The sequence below is a fragment of the Kitasatospora sp. NBC_01539 genome, from assembly GCF_045040525.1.
GTDB lineage: Bacteria > Actinomycetota > Actinomycetes > Streptomycetales > Streptomycetaceae > Kitasatospora.
The window spans coordinates 4,091,022-4,112,177 of record NZ_CP109390.1; the positions used below are offsets into that span (position 1 = coordinate 4,091,022).

Here is a 21,156-nt window from a genome sequence, read left to right on the forward strand (position 1 = left end):
TCGGGCCGCGGCGCCCGGGCCACGGGCACCGCGGCCGGACGGCGTCTAGCGTGCGACGATCAGGCTCATGGCCTCGGCGCGGGTGGCCGGGTCGCGCAGCTGGCCGCGGACGGCCGAGGTGAGCGTCTTGGCGCCGGGCTTGCGGATGCCGCGCATCGACATGCACATGTGCTCGCACTCGATGACGACGATCGCCCCGCGCGGTTCCAGGATCCGCATGAGCGAGTCGGCGACCTGACTGGTCAGCCGCTCCTGCACCTGGGGCCGGCGGGCGTAGACGTCGACCAGCCGGGCCAGCTTGGACAGGCCGGTGATCTTGCCGCTGGTCGAGGGTATGTACCCGACGTGCGCCACGCCGCGGAACGGCACCAGGTGGTGCTCGCAGGTGGAGAAGACCTCGATGTCCTTGACCAGCACCATCTCGTCGTGGCCGAGGTCGAAGGTGGTGGTCAGGACGTCCTCGGGCTCCTGCCACAGACCGGCGAATATCTCCTTGTACGCGCGGGCCACGCGGGCCGGCGTCTCCAGCAGACCCTCGCGGTCCGGGTCCTCGCCGACCGCGAGGAGGAGTTCGCGCACCGCGTTCTCCGCACGCTTCTGGTCGAAGTGCCCGACGACGGGCTCACCACCGAGAGTCACCGGGTCGATCATGCGGGCCTCGCTTGCCTGAGGGAGTGGGCGGGACGGGTGCCCGGGTCGGGGCGCCCGGCAGCACGGATGCCGCGCCTCCAGGGTACAAACCCCGGTGACGCGGCATTCATTCCGTGCGGGTGCTCCGGGCGGTCAGCCCTCGGCGGAGCCGTCGCCGGCCGGCGGCAGCTTCACGACGTCCACCGCCGGGGCCTCGACGGAGGAGGCGGCGACGCCGTTGGTGAGCGCCAGCTCCTTCGGCGACTGGACCGGCGGGCGGGTCGACGGGGTGCGGCGGGAGGAGCCGGTCCACGCGGGACGGGCCGGACGCTTCACGATGGTGGAGAAGACCTCGGCGATCTGCTCCTTGTTCAGCGTCTCCTTCTCCAGCAGCTCCAGGACGAGGTTGTCGAGCACGTCGCGGTTCTCGACCAGGATCTCCCAGGCCTCGTTGTGCGCGTTCTCGATGAGCTTCTTGACCTCTTCGTCGACGAGCCCGGCGATCTCCTCGGAGTAGTCGCGCTGGTGGGCCATCTCACGGCCGAGGAAGGGCTCCCCGTCGGCCGAACCGAACTTGATCGCGCCGAGGCGCTCGCTCATGCCGTACTGGGTGACCATCGCGCGGGCCGTGGCGGTGGCCTTCTCGATGTCGTTGGACGCGCCGGTGGTCGGGTCGTGGAAGACCAGTTCCTCCGCGGCACGGCCGCCCAGCATGTACGCCAGCTGGTCGAGCATCTCGTTGCGGGTGGTCGAGTACTTGTCCTCCTCCGGCAGCACCATGGTGTAGCCGAGGGCCCGGCCGCGGGACAGGATGGTGATCTTGTGCACCGGGTCCGCGTTCGGGGAGGCCGCCGCGACCAGGGCGTGGCCGCCCTCGTGGTACGCGGTGATCTTCTTCTCGCGGTCGGACATGATCCGGGTCCGCTTCTGCGGGCCGGCCACGACGCGGTCGATCGCCTCGTCCAGGACGAAGTTGTCGATCAGCTTCTTGTCCGAACGGGCGGTCAGCAGGGCCGCCTCGTTGAGGACGTTCGACAGGTCGGCGCCGGTGAAGCCGGGGGTGCGCTTGGCGACGGCCTTGAGGTCGACGTCGGGCGCGATCGGCTTGCCCTTCTGATGCACCTTGAGGATGTCCAGACGGCCCTGGAGGTCGGGGCGCTCGACCGCGATCTGACGGTCGAAGCGGCCCGGGCGCAGCAGCGCCGGGTCCAGGATGTCGGGCCGGTTGGTGGCGGCGATCAGGATGACGCCGCCCTTGACGTCGAAGCCGTCCATCTCGACGAGCAGCTGGTTGAGCGTCTGCTCGCGCTCGTCGTGGCCGCCGCCGAGGCCTGCACCGCGGTGCCGGCCGACGGCGTCGATCTCGTCGACGAAGATGATCGCCGGGGCGTTGGCCTTCGCCTGCTCGAAGAGGTCGCGGACGCGGGAGGCACCCACACCCACGAACATCTCGACGAAGTCGGAGCCCGAGATCGAGTAGAACGGCACCCCGGCCTCGCCGGCGACGGCGCGGGCCAGCAGGGTCTTGCCGGTGCCGGGCGGGCCGTACAGCAGCACGCCCTTGGGGATCTTGGCGCCGACGGCCTGGAACTTCGCGGGCTCCTGGAGGAACTCCTTGATCTCCTGGAGCTCCTCGACGGCCTCGTCCGTGCCGGCGACGTCGGAGAAGGTGGTCTTCGGGGTGTCCTTGGTGAGCAGCTTGGCCTTGGACTTGCCGAACTGCATGACCCGGGAGCCGCCGCCCTGCATCTGGTTCATCAGGAACAGGAAGACCAGGACGATGATGACGATCGGGAGCATCGACAGCAGCAGGCTGACGAAGGTCGACTGGCGCTCGGGGCTCACGGTGTAGCCCTCGGGCAGCTGGCCCGCCTTGTAGGAGTCCTGCAGCGTGTTGGAGATGGCGGCAGCCTGGCCGTCGGAGACGTAGGACGCCTCGAACTTGCTGCCGCTCGGGGGCTTGCCCGAGGACTTGGCCGGGAGCTGCTGGCCGTCCTTCAGCTCGATCTTGATGAGGTTCGAATCACCCGTGGTGATCTGCGCCTGCTTGACCTGTTGGTTGTTGATCGCGGCAATGACCTGGCCGGTTGACGCCGTCTTGTAGCCGTTCGAGTCAGAGACGACCTGCATCAGAACGATGACGGCGAGGACGGCCAGCACGATCCACATGATCGGCGCACGGAAGTATCGCTTGACGTCCATCCATGCGGGGCGTTGCCGCCCCGTCCCTCCTGCCACTCAACGGCGCTGCACGGCCCCGAGGGCCGCCGGCGCATCCGGTATGTGCTCATGAGAAGAGCGGTTCATTGGACCGTACCGCAGTAGCACCCGCGCGTGGCGGGAGCACGACGACACGACCTCTTTCCTACGTGCCCTCAACGGGCGGGAACGGTGTGCCGTTCCCGACCTTCGCCCGTACGGTCCTCAGCCACCGTAGACGTGCGGCGCGAGGGTGCCGATGAAGGGCAGGTTCCGCAGCTTCTCGGCGTAGTCGAGGCCGTATCCGACGACGAACTCGTTGGGGATGTCGAAGCCCACGTACTTCACGTCGATCTCGACCTTGGCGGCGTCCGGCTTGCGCAGGAGGGTGCACACCTCCAGCGAGGCCGGGCGGCGCGAGCCCAGGTTGCCGAGCAGCCAGGAGAGCGTGAGGCCGGAGTCGATGATGTCCTCGACGATCAGGACGTCCCGGCCCGCGATGTCGGTGTCGAGGTCCTTGAGGATCCGGACCACGCCGGAGGACTTGGTGCCCATCCCGTACGAGGAGACGGCCATCCAGTCCATGGTCACCTGCGAGTGCAGCGTACGGGCGAGGTCGGCCATGACCATCACGGCGCCCTTGAGCACGCCGACGAGCAGCAGGTCCCGTCCGGCGTAGTCGTGGTCGATCCGCTCGGCCAGCTCGAGCAGCTTGGCGTCGATCTCGTCCTTGCTGATGAGCACCTTCGCCAGGTCGGCGCCCATGTCGTTCTGATCCACCGGGGATACGTCCTCAAACGTTCGGGGTCCTGTGTCGGCGGCGGCCCTGCGACGCGTTGCCGCTAGTCGCCCTGTCGCCGAAACACCAGCGTGCCACACCTGCGGCCCGCCTCGACCCCCCCGGGTAGGTGCAGCGGCCCCTGGCCGCGCCAGCCGGTGACGAGCAGGTCGACGCTCTCCAGGTGGCGGGCGAACAGGTCGCCGGCCGGGCATCCGGCCCTCAGTGCCGCCCGGCGGAGCACCCGGCGGCGCACCGCGGGCGGGAGTTCGGCGAGCTTCTCGACGTCCAGGGCGCCTTCGGCCGTCCGGAGGTCGCGCTCGGCGAGGGCGGCCCACTGGTCGAGCGCGTCGGCGTCGTCGCGGAACAGCCGGGCGGTGCGGGCCAGCGCCTCGACCACGCCGCCGCCGAGGTGCTTCTCCAGGACCGGCAGCACCTCGTGGCGGACGCGGGACCGGGTGTAGGCAGGATCGGTGTTGTGCGGGTCGTCCCAGACCGGGATGGACTGCGCGGAGCAGGCCTGGCGGGTCGCGGCCCGGTCGAGTTCGAGCAGGGGGCGGCGGTAGCGGCCCTTCTGGGCGGGCATGCCGGCGAGGGAGCGGGAGCCGGAGCCGCGGGCCAGGCCGAGGAGGACGGTCTCGGCCTGGTCGTCGCGGGTGTGGCCGAGCAGGACGGCGAGCGCGCCGTGCCGGTCGGCGGCGGCGTCGAGGGCGGCGTAGCGGGCGTCGCGGGCGGCACCCTCCGGGCCGCCGACCCGGCCGACCTGCACGGGGACGGCCTCGACCGGGTCCAGGCCGAGCTCGCGCAGGCGCATCGCGACGAGGTCGGCGCGCTCGGTGGAGCCGGGCTGCAGGCCGTGGTCGACGGTGACGGCGCCGACGCGCAGGCCGAGTTTGGGGGCCTCGAAGGCCGTCGCGGTGGCGAGCGCCATGGAGTCGGCGCCGCCGCTGACCGCGACGAGCACGAGCGGGGAGCCGGGGGCGGCGGGGGTGCGGGGCAGCCCGGACGGGTGGCGGCGGGCGTTGCCGATCAGGGTGGTGGCGCCGGACGGCACCAGCTCGGCGGCGGGTCGGCTCTGCGGCGCGCGCACCGGCGCACCGGCGGGGACGCCGGCCTCGGCGGCGAGGTCGGCGAGCGTACGGCGGACGGCGAGGCGTATCGCCGCGACGGCGGGGTGAGGGCCCACGGGTGCACTCCTTGACGGAGAGGGGGAGGGACGGGCGGCCTGGCCCGGGGCGGCGGGGCGGGGACCTCGCACGCTCACGGTCACCGGGCGCTCACAGATGGTCGCAGAAAGCGGCGGTCCGTCAGGCCGTGCGCGCCAGCGTCGGCTCCACCGTCCCACGTACGGGTGAATGGAGAAACGTTCATTCGGGCGCCGTACGCCCGGCTGGGGGCATCTGTACGGCTCCGGAAGGCCTTCGGCCGGTCCCGGGTCACCGGCTCCGACGAGGCCCCGGCAGGGGTCGGCCCGGCGGTCCCGGCCGGACCGGGCCGGGGATCAGCGCGCCACCCGGGCGACCCAGGCGGCCGGGTCGTGGATCTCCTCCTTGGTGGGCAGCGTGTTCGGCGACGTCCAGACCCGGTTGAAGCCCGCGATGCCGACCCGGTCGACCACGCCCCGGACGAACACCGCGCCGTCCTGGTACTGCCGCAGCTTGGCGTCCATCCCCAGCAGGCGGCGCAGCACCACGTCGAGCCGGCCGGCGCCGCGGTCGCGGCGCCGCTGGAACTTCTCCCGGATCTCGGCGACGCTCGGCACCACCGACGGGCCGACGCCGTCCATGACGACGTCCGCGTGCCCCTCCAGCAGCGACATCACCGCGGTCAGCCGGCCGAGCACCTCGCGCTGACCGGGCGACTGCACCGCCTCCAGCAGCGTCGTCGGCCCGGAGCCGTCGCCGCGGCCGCCCAGGCCGGGGATGCCGTCCGCGATCACCTCGCGGGCCCGCTCCAGCAGGGCGCCCGGGTCGACGTCGGTCTGGGCGAGGAAGCCCTGGACCTCGGACTGGATGTGGTCGCGCAGCCACGGCACGGCGCTGAACTGCGTGCGGTGCGTCTCCTCGTGCAGGCAGACCCACAGCCGGAAGTCGTGCGGGTCGACGTCCAGCTCCCGTTCGACCTGCACGATGTTCGGCGCCACCAGCAGCAGCCGGCCGGGCCCGGGCGGCTCCGGCCCGCGCCGCGGCTTGTCGAACAGCCCGGCCGGGCTGTCCGGCGCCGGCGGCAGCTCGGCCGGCGCGAAGGTCTCGTACTGGCCGAGCACCTTGGTCGACAGGAAGGCGAGCAGCGCACCGATCTCGATGCCGGTGGCCTTCTCCCCCAGGGTGCCGACGAGCTGGGCGCCCGCGCCGTCCGCGCGGCGGGCCTGGAGCCGGTCGACCAGCGGCTGGACGATCGTGCGGAACCCCGCGACGTTGGCCCGCACCCAGCCGGGACGGTCCACCACGAGGACCGGGGTGGCCTCGGCGTCCGCGAGCCTGGCGGGCTGCAGCCCGGTGTAGCCGCGGACGTGCTCCTCGGCCTCCAGGGCGTGGCGGCGCAGCTCCGCGACGACCTTCACCGCCTCCTCGCGGCTCACCTCCGGGCCGGGCCGGGCCAGCCGGGTGGCGGTCGCGACCGCGAGGTTCCAGTCGACCATGCCCGCTCCACCGCTCGCGCTCGTCATGCCCTCACCGTACGTGTTCCACGGCGGCGTGGGGAGGGAACCTGCCGCCGCCCGCGGGCGGCGGCGGGCGGCCGTCCGGCGGGCCGGTCAGTGGCAGCCGCAGGAGGCGATCCTGGCGACGATCCGGTCGACCGCGGAGCGGGCGTCGTAGGCGCCCGCGGCGGTCTTCGTCATGAGGGCGAAGGTCAGCACCCGGCCGTCGGCGTCGACGACCGTCCCGGCCAGGGTGTTGACGCCCGCGAGGGTGCCGGTCTTGGCCCGGACGACGCCGGCCGCCTCCGACGCCCCGGAGCGGGCGCCGAAGCGGTTGACGAGGGTGCCGGTGAACCCGGCGACCGGCAGCCCGGTCAGCACGGGCCGCAGCTCGGGGTGGGCGGGCGAGGCCGCGCGGGCGAGCAGCGCGGTCAGGGTGACCGGCGGGATGAGGTTGGCCTTGCTGAGGCCGCTGCCGTCGTTGAGGACGACCCCGGCGGTCGGCACGTCCAGCGCGGCCAGCGCCCGGACGGTGGCGTCGGCGGCGCCCGCGAAGCTCGCGGGCAGGTGCGCGGCGAGCGCGGCCTGCCGGGCGACGGCCTCGGCGAGGGTGTTGTCGGAGGTGGTCAGCATCCGCTCGATCAGCCGGGGCAGGGTCGGCGACCGCACCTCGGCGACCGTCGGCGCCCCGGCGGGGGCGGTGACCTGCACGGGCCTGCCGTCCACGGCGATGCCCCGGGCGCGCAGCGCGTCGGCGAACGCCGCGGCCGCCTGCCCGGCGGGGTCGTACACCCGGGCCGGGGCCTCGTCGGGCGACCGGGGGTCGATCCGGCCCTCGTCGACCATGAGCGGGGTCACGGCGGCGATGTTCACCGCGTCGTGCTCCGGGTGCAGCAGCGGGCCGGTGTAGAGCGACACGTCGTAGCCGAGCCGGACGGCGGTGGTGCCGGACGCCCGGAGGGCGTCGGCGGTGCGCGCGGCCAGGTCGGCGAGCGAGGCGGGCGTGGTGTCGGGGTCGACCGGGAGCCCTCCGATCCTCACCTGGTCGGCCGGCAGCACGGTCAGCGTCGGGTCGCCGCCGCCGACGAGGGTGATGGTGCCGGGTTCGGTGCCGCGCACCACGGTCGTGGCGAGCCGCGTCGTGGGCGGGATGACGGCGAGTGCGGCGACGGCGGTGGCGAGCTTGGTGGTGGAGGCGGGGACGGCCGGGGTCGTCTCGCCGGACCCGTACAGCAGGCGGCCGGTGACGGCGTCGGCGACGGCGAAGTTGAGGGCGCCGAGCGCGCGGTCCTGCACGGTGGCGCCCAGCGCGGTCTGCACGCCGGGGCCGGTGGGCGCGGCCCCGGTGTCGGCCGGCACCCCGAGCACGGGGGCGGCGGCGGGAGCGGGCCGGTGCGCGGCGCCGGAGGCGCGGGTGCCCGGTCTCCCGGTCGCGCCCGCGCCCCGGGGTCCGTCCTCGCTCCCGACCCGGTCCGGCCGGCCGCTCCGGCCCGGCTCCGGTGACGGGCGGGCCGCCGCCGAGGACGGGACGGCCACCGCGACGGCCACCGCCAGCAGGGCCGCGACGACCCCGTCGGCCGCCCTCGCGCGCGCCCTCCCCGTGCCTGCTCCCACGTTCACCGACCGGCCCCTTTCCCGAGCACTCCCCGCCGTGCGAGACACTGGGATTCTGTCAGTACCTACCTTGGAGGAACCCTTGGAGTTCGACGTCCTGATCGAGATCCCGAAGGGCTCGCGCAACAAGTACGAGGTCGACCACGAGAGCGGTCGCCTGCGTCTTGACCGCATGCTCTTCACCTCGACCCGCTACCCGGCCGACTACGGCTACGTCGAGGGCACCCTCGCTGATGACGGCGACCCGCTGGACGCGCTGGTCATCCTGGACGAGCCGACCTTCCCGGGCTGCCTGATCAAGTGCCGCGCCATCGGCATGTTCAAGATGACCGACGAGGCCGGCGGCGACGACAAGCTGCTCTGCGTCCCCGCGACGGACCCGCGCTGGGAGCACCTGAAGGACATCCACCACGTGTCGGAGTTCGACCGTCTGGAGATCCAGCACTTCTTCGAGGTCTACAAGGACCTGGAGCCCGGCAAGTCCGTCGAGGGCGCGAACTGGGTCGGCCGCGCCGAGGCCGAGGCCGAGATCGTCGCCTCGATCAAGCGCCTGGAGGAGCAGGGCGGCCACTGAGCCGTCCTGTTCCCGCCCGGTTCTCCGACGTGACGAGGGCCGGGACGAGCTGCTGCTCGTCCCGGCCCTCGTGCGTGCGGTGCGGCGTCACGTCCGCGGCTCCGGCGGCGTCGCGCGGTGCCGGTCCCGGGTGCCGCTCCCGCGGGGCGGCGGGTCAGTCCGCGTCGTCGAGGCGGAAGCCGACCTTGAGCCCGACCTGGTAGTGCTCGATCCGGCCGTCCTCGATGTGTCCGCGGACCTGGGTCACCTCGAACCAGTCCAGGTTGCGCAGGGTGCGGGCGGCGCGGTCGATGCCGTTGCGGATCGCGGCGTCGATGCCGTCGGAGGAGGATCCGACGATCTCGGTGACGCGGTAGACGTGGTCGGTCATGGCGGGTCTCCCAGCAATGATGTGACGGGGGGTGGTGTGACAGTCCCTCGTCCACCGTGCCGCAGGACGCCGTGGCCCGCGCGCCGAGCTGCCGTCCGGGGCAACGCGGCCGGGCCGGGCCCCCGCCGGACGCCCGGCCGCTAGAAGGCGGCCCGGACCTCGCCGACCACCGCGCCGCCGCCGTGCAGCGGTTCGGCGCCGATCCGCGCGAGCACCTCGTCCTCCACGCCCAGCCGGCGCAGCGCGGCCGCCAGCACCGGGCCGCGCGCCCGCTCCGCACCGTCGTCGATCTTGAACGCGAGCGCCCGCCCGTCGGCCAGCGCGACGACCTGGACGGCCTCGGCGCCCATCTTGGACAGCGACCCCGGCACGGCCCGCATCAGCCACGTGTCGGCCCGGCGGGTGCCGGCCACGTACTCCGGGTGGGCGCGCATCGCGTCGGCGACCCGCCGCTGCGGGGTGCCGGGCGCGGCGAGCAGGAGGGCGCGGTAGCCGCGGGCGAGGCCGGTGAGCGAGACGGCGAGCAGCGGCGCGCCGCAGCCGTCGGTGCCGACGTGGGCGGCCCGCTCGCCGGTGGCCTCCTCCAGGGCCTCCCGGGCCAGCACCTGGACGGGGTGGTCTGCGTCGAGGTAGGCGGCGGTGTCCCAGCCGTTGGCGGCGCAGGCGGCGAGCCAGCCGGCGTGCTTGCCGGAGCAGTCCATGAGGATCGGCGCGGGCCCGCCGCCGGAGCGCAGCAGGAGGTCGGCCTCGACGCGGTCGAGGGGCAGGTCGGCCGGGGTGCGCAGGTCGTCCTCGGTGAGCCCGGCACCGGCCAGGATGCTGCGGACGCCGGCGCGGTGGAAGGCCTCCGCGGAGTGGCTGGAGGCGGCGAGCGCGAGCAGCTCGTCGTCGAGGACGAGGCCGGCCCGGAGGGTGGCGACGGCCTGGAACGGCTTGGCGGTGGAGCGCGGGAAGACCGGCTCGTCCGGCGCGCCGAGCGCGTACTCGACGGTGCCGTCGGCGGCGAGCAGCACGAGGGAGCCGCGGTGGCGGCCCTCGGTGAAGCCGGAGCGTATGACCTCGGCGAGGGCGGGCAGGACGGGCTGGGGCATGGATGGCTCCTGACGGCTGTGCACTGGGTGAGGGTGGCCCGGCCGCCGCCCGCTCCTCAGCCCCCCGTGAGCAGGTCGTCGACCCGTGCTTCCCCCTCACGGTACCTGCGGGTGATCTCGGCGCTGCAGTCGTCCGCCGTCCGCTGGAGGTGCTGGCGCCGTCCGGAGACCTCGCGCTCGTGCCGGGTGAGGCGCTCCACGGCCGCGAGGAGGTCGTCGGCGGGGTGGGCGTCGAGGTCGGCGAGCTGGACGTCGCCCATGAGCGCGTCGGCCTCGCGGCGGTACTCCTCGCCGCGGGGCGGGCCCAGGGTGACGTGCCGGGCGGGGCGCCGGACCGGTGACGGGAGGTCCGCGAGGATCGCCGGCAGCCGGTCGAGCAGGTCGGCCGGGTCCTGGGGGCGGACGTCGTGCGGCACCCGGCGGCGGGCGAGCTCGGCTCTCAGGATGTCCATCCGGCCCTGCAGCAGGCGGCGGAGGTAGGAGAGGTCCGCCTCCTGCTCCTGCGCGTTCCGCCAGAGCGTCCGGAGCTGGTCCAGGCCCAGCCCGCCGATGTCGCTCGCGTCCATCCACCACCTGCCAATGTCCTGCGTCCCGGTGCCGGTGCGGCCCGTGGGTGAGCACGTACCGGCCGCCCCCGGCGGTTCCCGGCGGGCGTCGCTGCCACCCGGTCGGGCGGCACCGGACGGCGGTTTCCCGCTCCGCTCGGACACGCCGCCACCCTCGGGCCGTCCGACAGCGTCCCACCCCGGTGGGGCCCGGCGCACCGCCCGGCACCCGAACGGCCCCCCTGGCGAACCGCCCTGGCTGGTACGACAATTGGCGCCTCGGCGCTGACCTGCGCCGACATCGGCGCACGCGTGCGCCACCCGGCGCGCACCACCGCCCCGCGCGCCTCCGGCAGAATGGCGGCATGCGAGCAGTGGTGCAGCGGGTGGCCGGGGCCGCCGTCCACGTGGACGGCGCCTGCGTGGGTGCGATCGAGGGACCGGGCCTGTGCGTCCTGGTCGGGGTGACCCACGAGGACACGCCGGCGAAGGCGGCGCAGCTCGCCCGGAAGCTGTGGACGCTGCGGCTGTTCGAGGGCACCCCCGAACAGTCCTGCTCCGAGCTGGGCGCACCGCTGCTGGTGATCAGTCAGTTCACGCTGTACGGCGACGCCCGCAAGGGGCGCAGGCCCACCTGGAACGCCGCAGCGCCCGGCCCGGCCGCCGAGCCGCTGGTGGAGGCGGTGGTGGCCGAGCTGCGGGCGCTGGGTGCGAAGGTGGAGACCGGCCGGTTCGGCGCGGACATGAAGGTCTCGCTGGTGAACGACGGCCCGTTCACGGTGCTGCTGGAGGTCTGAGGCGGCCCCGGGCCGCCACCGCCCTACTGCGGCACGATCACGTCCTGGGTGCCCGGCACGGTGCCGGCCAGCAGCACGGCGTCGACCGGGGTGTTCCGCTTGACGAGCGCCAGGGCGATCGGCCCGAGCTCGTGGTGGCGTGCCGAGGAGGTCACGAAGCCCAGCGCCCGGCCGCCGTCGCCGTCGGCGGCGAGCCGCACCTCGGTGCCGTGCGGGGGCAGCTTCTCCTCGGTGCCGTCCAGGTGCAGGAAGACCAGGCGGCGCGGCGGGCGGCCCAGGTTGTGCACCCGGGCGACGGTCTCCTGCCCGCGGTAGCAGCCCTTCTGCAGGTGCACGGCGGTGGTCAGCCAGTCGACCTCGTGCGGGATCGTCCGGTGGTCGGTCTCGAAGCCAAGGCGCGGCCGGTGGCCCTCGATGCGCAGCGCCTCGTACGCCCACACGCCGGCCGCCGGACCGTAACCGGCCGTCAGCTTCTCCAGCTCCGCGCGGGGCAGGAACAGATCGCGGCCGTGCGGGAGTTCGCGGACGGCGGCGGCGCCCTCGGCCGGGACGGTGGAGCCGGCCGGGAGATGGACGACCGCGAGGTCGCCGGTGGCGTCGGCGGTCTCGACCCGGTAGAAGAACCGCATGCTGTCGAGGTAGGCGAGCAGGGCCTCCTGCGTGCCCGGCTCGACGTGGATCCACGTGGTCGCACCGTCGTCGACCAGGTAGAGCGCGTGCTCGACGTGGCCGTTCGGGGAGAGCACCAGGGCGTCCACGGCCTGCCCCGGGGGCAGAGCGCTGACGTGCTGGGTGAGCAGCAGGTGCAGCCAGGAGAGCCGGTCGGCGCCCGTGACGGTGAGCACGCCGCGGTGCGAGAGGTCGACGAAGCCGCGGCCGGCGGCGAGCTCGCGCTGTTCGCGGAAGATGTTGCCGTAGTGCGCGGCGACGCCCGCGTCGGCACCCTCCGAGGGGACGGCACCTGGCAGGTCGAGCAGCGGGCTCTTGATACCGGTCATACCGGCCAGCTTACGACTGCGGGCGGTGGCGCTTTTCGGTGCAGTCGGCGCAGCGCCCGAAGATCGCGAAGTGCTTGAGGTCGGTGTCGAAGCCGTACTCGGCGCGGAGGCTGTCGACCAGCGGGGCCGCGATCGCGGTGTCGGTCTCGGTGACCTTGTCGCAGTCCCGGCAGACCAGGTGGAGGTGGGTGTGGCGGCCCGCCAGGTGGTACGTCGGGGCGCCGTGGCCGAGGTGGGCGTGCGAGACCAGGCCGAGCTCCTCCAGCAGCTCCAGCGTGCGGTACACGGTGGAGATGTTGACGCCGCTCGCGGTCTTGCGGACGTGGCCGAGGATCTCGTCCGGCGTGGCGTGGTCCAGGGCGTCGACGGCCTCGAGGACGAGCTGGCGCTGCGGTGTCAGCCGGTAACCGCGCTGCCGCAGATCGCTCTTCCAGTCGGTGGGGGTCTCGGTGTTCGCCACGGTGTGTCCCTGCCGGTTCGAGGTGATGCGACAAGTGTAGGGACCGGCCGAGCGGCCGGTCCCTGTCTCACCCGACACCGGGCCGGGGAACGCTTTGCCGCCGGTCAGCGGAAGAAGGCGATCCCATCGTCCGGGAGGTCGTTGATGTCCTTGATCAGCTGGGCGGGGCTGAGCACCTTGCGCAGCTGGGCGGACATGTACGGCCGGAGCGGCACCTCGGGGGCGGCCTTCTCGCCGACCCAGAGCAGCTCGTCCTTGACCAGGCCGAAGAGGCGCTTTCCGCCGGTGTACGGCGCGGCGCCCTCGATCCGGGCGACGGCGTCGGTGGCGAGGTCGATCTGCGGCTTGCCGTCGTGCAGCTTGCCGTACCAGACCTCGACGGTGCCGTCGTCGCGGACGGACGAGACCTCGACCTCGCGCTCGCCGGACGTGCCCTGCTGGTTGGTGGTGATGCGCCAGAAGGCGTGCTCGTTCTCCAGTGGACGGATCTTCTCGCCCTGCTCGTCCAGCACCCAGGTGCGGGAGCGGAACTCGAGGAACGGACGGCCGTCGTGCCGGAAGACGACCTCCTGGCCGAAGTTGCACTTCTCGGACCCGGGGAAGTCGAAGACGCCGGCGCCCTCCCAGGTACCCAGGAGGAAGGCCAGCGGGACGACGTCCCGGTGGAGGTCGGAGGGAATCTCGATCATGTTCCTGCTGCTGTCGTCGGTGTGGGCCTACGGACTCGTGCTACGGCCACCACGGTACGGCAGTGGGCGTCAGCGCTGGCCCTGGTAGAGCTTCATCACCGAGAAGAACGCGAACCAGGTGATCAGCACGGCCATGAGCACGAGCAGGCTGTCGAAGAAGATTTCCAGACCGGACACGGGACGCTCCATTGCGGGCGGGCGGGCAGATACGTACGTCCTGCGGAGTCTATCGGCCGCACCCCGGCCGGGTCTTGGTGAGCCCCGCCACGCCGTCGCTACGCTGGGCGCATGTCGAAGAAGCTGGTCATCAAGGTCACGGCCGGGGCGGATGCCCCGGAGCGCTGCTCGCAGGCCTTCACGGTGGCGGCGGTCGCGGTCGCCAGCGGGGTCGAGGTGTCGCTGTGGCTGACCGGGGAGTCGTCCTGGTTCGCCCTGCCCGGGCGGGCGGCGGAGTTCGAGCTGCCCCACGCGGCGCCGCTCCCGGACCTCCTGGAGTCGGTGCTGGCCGCGGGCACGGTCACGCTGTGCACCCAGTGCGCGGCCCGGCGCGACATCACCGAGAAGGACACGGTGGAGGGCGTCCGCATCGCGGGCGCACAGGTCTTCCTCAGCGAGATCGTGCAGGACGGCGTGCAGGCGCTGGTGTACTGACGCGGCACCCCTCAGGGGCCCTGCTCGTGGTCGGGGTGGTCGCGGTCGTGGCCCGGACGGTCCCAGCGCGGGTCGTCCCACCGCGGGTCGTTCCACCAGTCGTCGTCGGGATCCCGCTTGTTGGCGAAGACCGCGGCGAGCGGGGGGATGACCATGGCCACCACGCACATGCCGATCGCGGCGGGCACGGACCAGAAGCGGACGACGCCCCACGCCAGCACGAAGAGGCCGAGGCAGACGCCCATCATCACGAAGTAGCGGACGTGCCGCCGGCGTGCCTGCACACCTCCAGGGTATGACCGAGGCCCCCTGCGCCGCAGGGGGCCTCGGTCGGGCAGGGTCGCGGATCAGACCGCGATCGCCACCTCGGTGAACTCGCCCTGGGCGGCAACGACCTGGCGGTCGATGGTCGCGCCCGGAACCAGCGCGCGCAGCGTCCACTTGCCCGGACGGGCGAAGAAGCGGAACTGCCCGGTGGCCGAGGTGGGCACCTCGGCGGTGAACTCGCCGCCCTCGTCGAGGAGGCGCACGTAGCCGTTGACGGGCTCGCCGTCGCGGGTCACCGAACCCTGGATGATGGTCTCGCTCGCCACGTCAACTCCTGCCAGGTCCGGGCCGCCGGCCTTCGCACCGCACATGTCTGTCTTCCCTTCCTACGGTTCGAGCCGGAGCTCAGTTGCCGAGCTCGATCGGCACGCCGACGAGGCTGCCGTACTCGGTCCAGGAGCCGTCGTAGTTCTTCACGTTCGACTGCTCGAGGAGCTCGTGCAGCACGAACCAGGTGAGCGCGGAGCGCTCACCGATGCGGCAGTAGGCGATGGTGTCCTTCGCGAGGTCCACGCCCTCGGCCTGGTAGAGCTCGCGCAGCTCGTCGTCGCTCTTGAAGGTGCCGTCGTCGTTGGCGTTCTTCGCCCACGGGATGTTGCGGGCGGACGGGACGTGGCCCGGACGCTGCGACTGCTCCTGCGGGAGGTGCGCCGGGGCGAGCAGCTTGCCGGAGAACTCGTCGGGCGAGCGGACGTCGACCAGGTTGAGCGTGCCGATCGCGGCGAGCACGTCGTCGCGGAAGGCCCGGATCGAGCTGTCGGCCGGCTGCGCGGTGTACGAGGTGGCGGCGCGCTCGGGCACGGCGGCGACCAGCTCGCGGGAGTCGAGCTCCCACTTCTTGCGGCCGCCGTCGAGCAGGCGGACGTCGCCGTGGCCGTACAGCTTGAAGTACCAGTAGGCGTACGAGGCGAACCAGTTGTTGTTGCCGCCGTAGAGCACCACGGTGTCGTCGTTGGCGATGCCCTTGGCGCTCAGGAGCGCCTCGAAGCCGGCCTGGTCGATGAAGTCGCGGCGCACCGGGTCCTGGAGGTCCTTCTTCCAGTCGATGCGGACGGCGTTGCGGATGTGGTTCTTCTCGTAGGCGGAGGTGTCCTCGTCGACCTCGACGATGACGACCTTCGGTGCGTCCAGGCGGTCCTGGACCCAGTCGGCGTCGACCAGGACGTCGCTGCGGCTCATGGTGGTGTCTCCATCCGGGGGCGGTTTGCGGAAGGCTGCTGAAGGATGCCCGGCAGGGTCGCGCCCGGCATCGCGTCCACATGGTGGACACGGCGGGATGCGGGACTGCCGCGCGGTCGGATCGGGGCGCCGGGGAGGCCGCCGACCCGGTGGACGGGTCGGATCGGGACCGGCATGCGGGGTCGGGCAGGACTCAGGGGCTCGTCGGCTGCCCGGTCAGCGCATTCGACACAGGCAGGTGGACACGCGGCACAGGTCTACCGCCCGCCGCTTCGTGAGATCCGCCTGTCGCTTCATGTCGTCGATGCTAGGGACACCGCAGGCCCGCTGTCATCATTGTGTCGAATAGTGAGACCGAATGGCCCGAATGCTGGGATTCTCCGATTTTACGCCAGGCAGGGCGCGGGAATCGCTCCGACGCGCCCGACCCCGATCGGACCGGGTCGGTCGCGGCGTGGCCGGTGATGGACAGCGCGTCTCGCGGATCAAGACGGCGCGACAGGCGGCCGAAGGCCCGTCCGGGGGCGTACGCGGGCGCAGCGCGGGGGCGACGGACGGCGGCAGCGGGCGGCGGCACGGGCGGGCCGACGGACGGCGGCGAGCGGCAGAGGCGCCCTCGCCCTGCGCCGGGGCCGGAACCGGAGCCGTATCCGGTCAGCCGATCAGTTCGACGTGCTCGCCGCTGAAGCTGAGCTGCAGGCCGTCGGGCTGCGGCACCGCGGCGGCGAGGTTCAGCCCGGCCGGGAGCTCGGTCAGCGTGAAGCTGCGCGGCCCCAGCAGCGCCGCCATACGCCCCTTCAGCAGCGACGCCACGCCGGTCAGTTGGAAGCCGTCCGCGGTGATCGTGTTGCCCTTGCTGTGCACGTCGCCCTGCCCGATCGACACGCCCATCACGGAGGCCTTGACCTTGCCGGGCCCGCCGTAGGAGAGCTCCAGCCGCTCCGCGCCCGGGACGAGCCGGGCGGCGTCCGCGTAGCTGATCAGCCCGCTGCCGCTGCCGCTGCGCACCGTGGCGCTGCGGTACCCGTCGCCCACCGCCACGCCGGAGAGCCGGGCGCTGAACGAGCGCAGCGCCACCTGCTCCTTGCCGTCGCCGACGGTCATGCCCTCGCCCGACAGCCGGACCTCGTCGAACTCGCCCGCCAGCGCCTGGGTGAGGAAGGGAAAGCCCTCGATGTGCACGCTCGGCGGCTGCGACATCCGGCCACCGCTCGCCAGCCGGTCCGCGGCCTCGTCCTCCGCCACGCCCACGGCTATCCGGTCCGCCCCGGCCAGCAGGCCGACCAGCGCCACCAGACCGATCGTCAGCTTCAGCAGGCCGCGCATGTCTCTCCCCGGGGTCTGGCTCCGTCTCGTCGTGCCGTCCGGAGAGCTACGACGATCGGCCGCGCCCGCTGGTTCCGGTTCCGGTCCGCCGGCTGGGATCAGCCGCCCGCGAACGGCGGGAGGACCTCGACGGTGCCGCCCTCGGTGAGCCGCACCCCGGCCCGGTCGCGGGTGCCGACCTGCTCGCCGTCGACCAGGTACGAGCAGTGCCCGAGCAGCCCGAGCAGTCGCGGCCGGTCGGCGTGCCGCGCGCGCACGGCGTCGAGCGCCTCCGCCAGCGTCGCGGCCCGGTAGGGCTCCTCCGCCGTGCCGGCCGCCGCCTTCGCCGCGGCCCAGTAGCGGATCGTGCCGGTCACCCGAGTGACCGACGGGGTCACTCCTCCGGGTGAAGCAGCGGTGATGGCGTCCATGGCGGGCCCTCCTCGTCGTCCTCGCCCGGTGCAGCGGCCCGGCTCCGTGCGCCGGGCGCCCACGCCGAAGGTGTACACGTACCGTGCGGCCGGTGCTGCCCCCATGATGGCCCGCCCGGACCGCCGGACGGAAACCCCCCAGCTCCCGGCGGCGGACGCCGGAGGTCCGGATGTGCGCCGGGGCGTGTGTTCTGTGGCCCAACCCTCGCTGCACGCCCCTCCCGGAGCGGGGTGAGGTCGGCTATTCTCGATCCGTAAGGGATCCGGGCAGAGTCGCCCCCGGGTCCTTTTGTGCTTTCAGGACGCCAGTACGGACGTTCTCGCGAGCGGTGCGCTACCCGCACCGGCCGCGGGAACACCCCCGTCGACAGCGGCACGACGGAGTGCTCGCGGTCCGACGGGGCGTCAGGACCCGGCGCCGGGCCCCCGCCCGGTACGGGAGCAGACCGGAAGGTTCGCGGATGAGCAGGGCAGGAACGGTACGCCACGGGTTGCTTCACCCCGGTCGTGCGCCCCGTCGTGCCGTGCGTGCCGACGAATCCCCCGGAGCTCCCCGCACGCGCCCTGCCAGCGTTTCCTCCACCTTCATCGCACCAGTACCGGACGGCGGCGACCGTACGCACGGTGCGACCGCGACGACCCGGAAAGGGGACTACCGGGTATGAGTTCTCTCCTCCTGCTCACCAACGCCCTGCAACCGTCAGCCGAGGTTCTTCCCGCACTCGGCCTGCTGCTCCACAGTGTGAGGGTCGCCCCGGCCGAGGGCTCGGCCCTGGTCGACACCCCGAGCGCCGACGTGATCCTGGTCGACGGCCGCCGCGACCTGCCACAGATCCGCAGCCTCTGCCAGCTGCTGCGGTCCACCGGCATCGGCTGCCCGCTGATCCTCATCGTCACCGAGGGCGGGCTCGCAGCCGTCACCGCCGAGTGGGGCATCGACGACGTGCTGCTCGACACCGCGGGCCCGGCCGAGGTCGAGGCCCGGCTCCGGCTGGCCATGGGCCGGCTCCAGGTCACCTCCGACGACAGCCCGATGGAGATCCGCAACGGCGACCTCTCCGTCGACGAGGCGACCTACTCGGCGAAGCTCAAGGGCCGGGTGCTCGACCTCACCTTCAAGGAGTTCGAGCTCCTGAAGTACCTCGCGCAGCACCCCGGCCGGGTCTTCACCCGCGCCCAGCTGCTGCAGGAGGTGTGGGGCTACGACTACTTCGGCGGCACCCGCACCGTCGACGTGCACGTGCGGCGGCTGCGCGCGAAGCTCGGCGTCGAGCACGAGCAGCTCATCGGCACCGTCCGCAACGTCGGCTACCGCTTCGTCGTGCCGGAGAAGCCCGACAAGGGCGAGCGGCCCGGGGCCGAGCAGCGCCCGGCCGTGCAGGAGGTCTGACCCGCCACCGGGCGGCCGGTCCCATCGATCGGCCGCCCGGTTTGTCCGGCTTGCGGGGGATACCCCGGGGCCGTACCCGCCGGTACGTGAGACTCCTCCTACCGCTGCCGCGCCACCCGCGTAGACTCCCCCCGTGGCCAAGGTGACGCGCGACGACGTAGCCCGACTGGCTGGCACCTCGACCGCGGTCGTCAGCTACGTGATCAACAACGGACCCCGCCCGGTCGCCCCCGCGACCCGCGAGAAGGTCCTCGCGGCGATCGAGCAGCTCGGCTACCGGCCGAACAGCGTCGCCCAGGCCATGGCCTCCCGGCGCACCAACCTCATCGGCATGGTCGTCCCCGACGCCCGCCAGCCCTTCTTCGCCGAGATGGCGCACGCCGTCGAACGCGCCGCCTCCGAGCGCGGCAAGCTCGTCCTCATCGGCAACTCCGACTACGTCGACGACCGTGAGGTGCACTACGTCCGCGCCTTCCTCGGCATGCGGGTCTCCGGCCTGATCCTCGTCAGCCAGGGTCCCTCGCAGCGGGCCGCCGAGGAGTTCGCCGCCATGGAGGGCGCCAAGGTCGTGCTCCTGCACCGCCGGCCCGAGGCGATCGACGACGTCGCGGTCGTCACCGACGACGTCGGCGGCTCCGAGCTCGCCGTCCGCCACCTGCTGGAGGTCCACGGCCACCCGTACGTGGTCTGCTTCGGCGGTCCGGTCGAGTCCCCGGCGCCGGGCGACCCCGTCATCGACCACGTCGAGGGCTGGCAGCGCGCCATGACCGCCCACGGTCTGGACACCGCGCCGCACCTCGTCGACGCACCGTTCCACCGCTACGGCGCGTACGAGGTCGCCGTCGAGCTGCTGCGCTCCCCGAACCGGCCCCCCGCCATCTTCTGCTCCACCGACGACCAGGCGATCGGCGTCCTCCGGGCGGCCCGCGAGGTCGGACTCCGCGTGCCCGAGGACCTCGCCGTCGCCGGCTTCGACGACGTGCCCGAGGCCGCCCTGGCCGACCCGCCGCTCACCACCGTCGCCTCCGACCGCGACGCGATGGCCCGCGCCGCCGTCGACCTCGTGCTCGACGACTCGCTGATGGTGCCCGGGTCGGACACCGAGCGGGTGCGGAAATTCGAATCGCGCCTGGTCGTACGCCGCTCCTGCGGCTGCACCGGGCAGGAGCCCACCCGCTCGGCCTGACCAGGCTTTATGAGAATCCGACAGGCTTCTCGGACCCTTCTGACCCGGCTCTCATCGGAACTTCATCCGGCGGGCGGACCTTGGTCGTCATGAGCGACCAGCACCGCAGCAGCGACGAGCCCTACCGCACCGCCGACGGCAGCCTCGTGTGGCCCGCACCGCCGGCCCACGCCCCGGAGCCCCCGTACGGCACGCCGTACGCCCCGTACGCCCCGCAGGCCCCGTACGCCCCGCAGGCCCCCGCGCCGTGGGCGGAGCACGCCCCCGGCCCGCAGGAGGCGTACCCGCTCACCGCGGGCCTGGCCGACACCCCCGAACCGCCCGGACCCCCGGAGGGCCCCGCCCACGCCGCCCCCGGCGGAGGCCGCGCCCGGCGCGGCAGGCTCGGCCTCGCCGCAGCGGTCGCCGCGGTCGCCGCCCTGCTCGGCGGCGTCACCGGCGGGGTCGTCGCCGGCAGCCGGGACGGCTCGGCCGGCACGGCGAGCACCATCGTCAGCCCGGTCGCCGCGAAGTCCGACGGCACCGCCGACGTCTCCGCCATCGCCGGGGCCCTCTCCCCCAGCGTCGTCCAGATCACCGTCACGACCGACGGCGGCACGGCCACCGGCACCGGCGTCGTCCTCACCGCCACGGGCCGGATCCTCACCAACTACCACGTCGTCTCGGGCGCCGTGGACGGCGGCCGGATGACCGTCGCCTTCAAGGACGGCAGGACCGCGGACGCCACCGTCACCGGCACCGACAAGTCCCTCGACGTCGCCGTCGTCACCGCGTCCGGCGTCAGCGGCCTCACCCCGGCCGTCCTCGGCGACTCCTCCACCGTGCGGGTCGGCGACCCCGTGGTCGCCATCGGCAACCCCGAGGGCCTCACCGGCACCGTCACCTCCGGCATCATCAGCGCCGAGAACCGCGAGGTCACCGTGCAGGTCGACGAGGGCTCCACCCGGGACAACGGCGGATTCGGCTTCCCCGAGCTGCCCGGCATGCCCGGCTCGAACAGTTCCTCCGGCTCCTCCGGCTCGTCGGCCTCCTCCGGCGACACCGCCACCTACAAGGCCCTGCAGACCGACGCCGCCCTCAACCCCGGCAACTCCGGCGGCCCGCTCATCAACGCGAGCGGCCAGGTCATCGGCATCAACTCGGCGATGTACTCGGCGAGCGGCTCCAGCTCCACCGCCGGATCCGGCACCGCCGGCAGCGTCGGCCTGGGCTTCGCCATCCCGATCAACGACGTCAAGCAGGTCCTGTCCACGATGCAGGCCGGTCAGAACCTGTAACCGAGCACCACCCGCAGGACAATG

At 73.2% G+C, this 21,156-nt stretch carries 24 protein-coding genes; 6 read left to right on the plus strand and 18 right to left on the minus strand.

What is annotated here, in order from left to right:
* Positions 1–45: 45 nt before the first annotated feature.
* The 6 genes from folE to dacB all read right to left on the minus strand — a co-directional run bounded on the left by folE (position 46) and on the right by dacB (position 7,868).
* Positions 46–651 (minus strand): GTP cyclohydrolase I FolE, encoded by a 606-nt coding sequence (folE, locus tag OG335_RS17465; RefSeq protein ID WP_405012055.1) that lies wholly within the window; start codon positions 649–651, stop codon positions 46–48.
* Positions 652–783: 132 nt separating this feature from the next.
* Positions 784–2,832: an ATP-dependent zinc metalloprotease FtsH gene (gene ftsH / locus OG335_RS17470; protein WP_405012056.1), complete on the minus strand. Its 2,049-nt coding sequence runs from the start codon at positions 2,830–2,832 to the stop codon at positions 784–786.
* A gap of 222 nt (positions 2,833–3,054) precedes the next feature.
* Positions 3,055–3,609 (minus strand): hypoxanthine phosphoribosyltransferase, encoded by a 555-nt coding sequence (gene hpt, locus OG335_RS17475; protein WP_405012057.1) that lies wholly within the window; start codon positions 3,607–3,609, stop codon positions 3,055–3,057.
* A 62-nt stretch (positions 3,610–3,671) separates the two neighbouring features.
* Positions 3,672–4,793: a tRNA lysidine(34) synthetase TilS gene (gene tilS / locus OG335_RS17480; protein ID WP_405012058.1), complete on the minus strand. Its 1,122-nt coding sequence runs from the start codon at positions 4,791–4,793 to the stop codon at positions 3,672–3,674.
* Positions 4,794–5,108: 315 nt separating this feature from the next.
* Positions 5,109–6,275 (minus strand): zinc-dependent metalloprotease, encoded by a 1,167-nt coding sequence (locus OG335_RS17485; protein ID WP_405012059.1) that lies wholly within the window; start codon positions 6,273–6,275, stop codon positions 5,109–5,111.
* 87 nt (positions 6,276–6,362) lie between these two features.
* Complete coding sequence (gene dacB / locus OG335_RS17490; protein ID WP_405012060.1) at positions 6,363–7,868, minus strand: D-alanyl-D-alanine carboxypeptidase/D-alanyl-D-alanine-endopeptidase; 1,506 nt, start codon at positions 7,866–7,868, stop codon at positions 6,363–6,365.
* A 76-nt stretch (positions 7,869–7,944) separates the two neighbouring features.
* Between dacB and OG335_RS17495 the strand changes: the two genes are divergently transcribed.
* Positions 7,945–8,436: an inorganic diphosphatase gene (locus tag OG335_RS17495; RefSeq protein WP_405012061.1), complete on the plus strand. Its 492-nt coding sequence runs from the start codon at positions 7,945–7,947 to the stop codon at positions 8,434–8,436.
* 154 nt (positions 8,437–8,590) lie between these two features.
* On the opposite strand, the gene OG335_RS17500 is transcribed toward OG335_RS17495, so the two are convergent.
* From OG335_RS17500 to OG335_RS17510, 3 genes are all read right to left on the minus strand, one after another.
* A complete protein-coding gene (locus tag OG335_RS17500) occupies positions 8,591–8,806 on the minus strand; it encodes a dodecin (RefSeq protein ID WP_405012062.1) in 216 nt (71 codons plus the stop codon).
* A gap of 140 nt (positions 8,807–8,946) precedes the next feature.
* Positions 8,947–9,897 carry an asparaginase gene (locus OG335_RS17505; protein WP_405012063.1) on the minus strand — a complete coding sequence of 317 codons (951 nt, stop codon included), beginning with the start codon at positions 9,895–9,897 and terminating at the stop codon, positions 8,947–8,949.
* A 56-nt stretch (positions 9,898–9,953) separates the two neighbouring features.
* Positions 9,954–10,463 carry an ABC transporter substrate-binding protein gene (locus tag OG335_RS17510; protein WP_405012064.1) on the minus strand — a complete coding sequence of 170 codons (510 nt, stop codon included), beginning with the start codon at positions 10,461–10,463 and terminating at the stop codon, positions 9,954–9,956.
* Between the two features lie 344 nt (positions 10,464–10,807).
* On the opposite strand from OG335_RS17510, the gene dtd reads away from it, so the two are divergent.
* Positions 10,808–11,239, plus strand: coding sequence for a D-aminoacyl-tRNA deacylase (dtd, locus tag OG335_RS17515; RefSeq protein WP_405012065.1), 432 nt, complete (start codon positions 10,808–10,810; stop codon positions 11,237–11,239).
* 23 nt (positions 11,240–11,262) lie between these two features.
* Here the strand turns inward: dtd and OG335_RS17520 are convergent, their stop codons facing one another.
* From OG335_RS17520 to OG335_RS17530, 3 genes are all read right to left on the minus strand, one after another.
* Positions 11,263–12,228 carry a YgfZ/GcvT domain-containing protein gene (locus tag OG335_RS17520; RefSeq protein ID WP_405015434.1) on the minus strand — a complete coding sequence of 322 codons (966 nt, stop codon included), beginning with the start codon at positions 12,226–12,228 and terminating at the stop codon, positions 11,263–11,265.
* Between the two features lie 19 nt (positions 12,229–12,247).
* Positions 12,248–12,697, minus strand: a complete 450-nt coding sequence (locus tag OG335_RS17525; RefSeq protein WP_405012066.1) for a Fur family transcriptional regulator — start codon at positions 12,695–12,697, stop codon at positions 12,248–12,250.
* 104 nt (positions 12,698–12,801) lie between these two features.
* Complete coding sequence (locus OG335_RS17530) at positions 12,802–13,386, minus strand: FABP family protein (RefSeq protein ID WP_405012067.1); 585 nt, start codon at positions 13,384–13,386, stop codon at positions 12,802–12,804.
* Between the two features lie 288 nt (positions 13,387–13,674).
* On the opposite strand from OG335_RS17530, the gene OG335_RS17535 reads away from it, so the two are divergent.
* The gene (locus OG335_RS17535; protein ID WP_405012068.1) at positions 13,675–14,037 is read left to right on the plus strand and encodes a DsrE family protein; all 363 of its coding nucleotides are present in this window, start codon (positions 13,675–13,677) and stop codon (positions 14,035–14,037) included.
* Between the two features lie 11 nt (positions 14,038–14,048).
* Here OG335_RS17535 and OG335_RS17540 read toward each other — a convergent pair whose 3' ends face one another.
* The 6 genes from OG335_RS17540 to OG335_RS17565 form a co-directional block, all read right to left on the minus strand.
* Positions 14,049–14,321 carry a DUF3099 domain-containing protein gene (locus OG335_RS17540; RefSeq protein ID WP_405012069.1) on the minus strand — a complete coding sequence of 91 codons (273 nt, stop codon included), beginning with the start codon at positions 14,319–14,321 and terminating at the stop codon, positions 14,049–14,051.
* Positions 14,322–14,384: 63 nt separating this feature from the next.
* The gene (locus tag OG335_RS17545) at positions 14,385–14,675 is read right to left on the minus strand and encodes a DUF1416 domain-containing protein (protein ID WP_405012070.1); all 291 of its coding nucleotides are present in this window, start codon (positions 14,673–14,675) and stop codon (positions 14,385–14,387) included.
* 34 nt (positions 14,676–14,709) lie between these two features.
* Positions 14,710–15,543, minus strand: coding sequence for a sulfurtransferase (locus tag OG335_RS17550; protein WP_405012071.1), 834 nt, complete (start codon positions 15,541–15,543; stop codon positions 14,710–14,712).
* 216 nt (positions 15,544–15,759) lie between these two features.
* Positions 15,760–15,840, minus strand: a complete 81-nt coding sequence (locus OG335_RS17555; RefSeq protein ID WP_350637490.1) for a putative leader peptide — start codon at positions 15,838–15,840, stop codon at positions 15,760–15,762.
* A 357-nt stretch (positions 15,841–16,197) separates the two neighbouring features.
* Positions 16,198–16,869 (minus strand): DUF2993 domain-containing protein, encoded by a 672-nt coding sequence (locus OG335_RS17560; protein WP_405012072.1) that lies wholly within the window; start codon positions 16,867–16,869, stop codon positions 16,198–16,200.
* 98 nt (positions 16,870–16,967) lie between these two features.
* Positions 16,968–17,279: a MoaD/ThiS family protein gene (locus OG335_RS17565; RefSeq protein ID WP_405012073.1), complete on the minus strand. Its 312-nt coding sequence runs from the start codon at positions 17,277–17,279 to the stop codon at positions 16,968–16,970.
* A gap of 661 nt (positions 17,280–17,940) precedes the next feature.
* Between OG335_RS17565 and OG335_RS17570 the strand changes: the two genes are divergently transcribed.
* From OG335_RS17570 to OG335_RS17580, 3 genes are all read left to right on the plus strand, one after another.
* Complete coding sequence (locus tag OG335_RS17570) at positions 17,941–18,669, plus strand: response regulator transcription factor (RefSeq protein WP_405012074.1); 729 nt, start codon at positions 17,941–17,943, stop codon at positions 18,667–18,669.
* 133 nt (positions 18,670–18,802) lie between these two features.
* The gene (locus OG335_RS17575) at positions 18,803–19,855 is read left to right on the plus strand and encodes a LacI family DNA-binding transcriptional regulator (RefSeq protein WP_405012075.1); all 1,053 of its coding nucleotides are present in this window, start codon (positions 18,803–18,805) and stop codon (positions 19,853–19,855) included.
* A gap of 89 nt (positions 19,856–19,944) precedes the next feature.
* On the plus strand, positions 19,945–21,132 hold the full coding sequence (locus tag OG335_RS17580; protein ID WP_405012076.1) for a S1C family serine protease: 1,188 nt from the start codon (positions 19,945–19,947) through the stop codon (positions 21,130–21,132).
* The last annotated feature ends 24 nt before the right edge of the window (positions 21,133–21,156 follow it).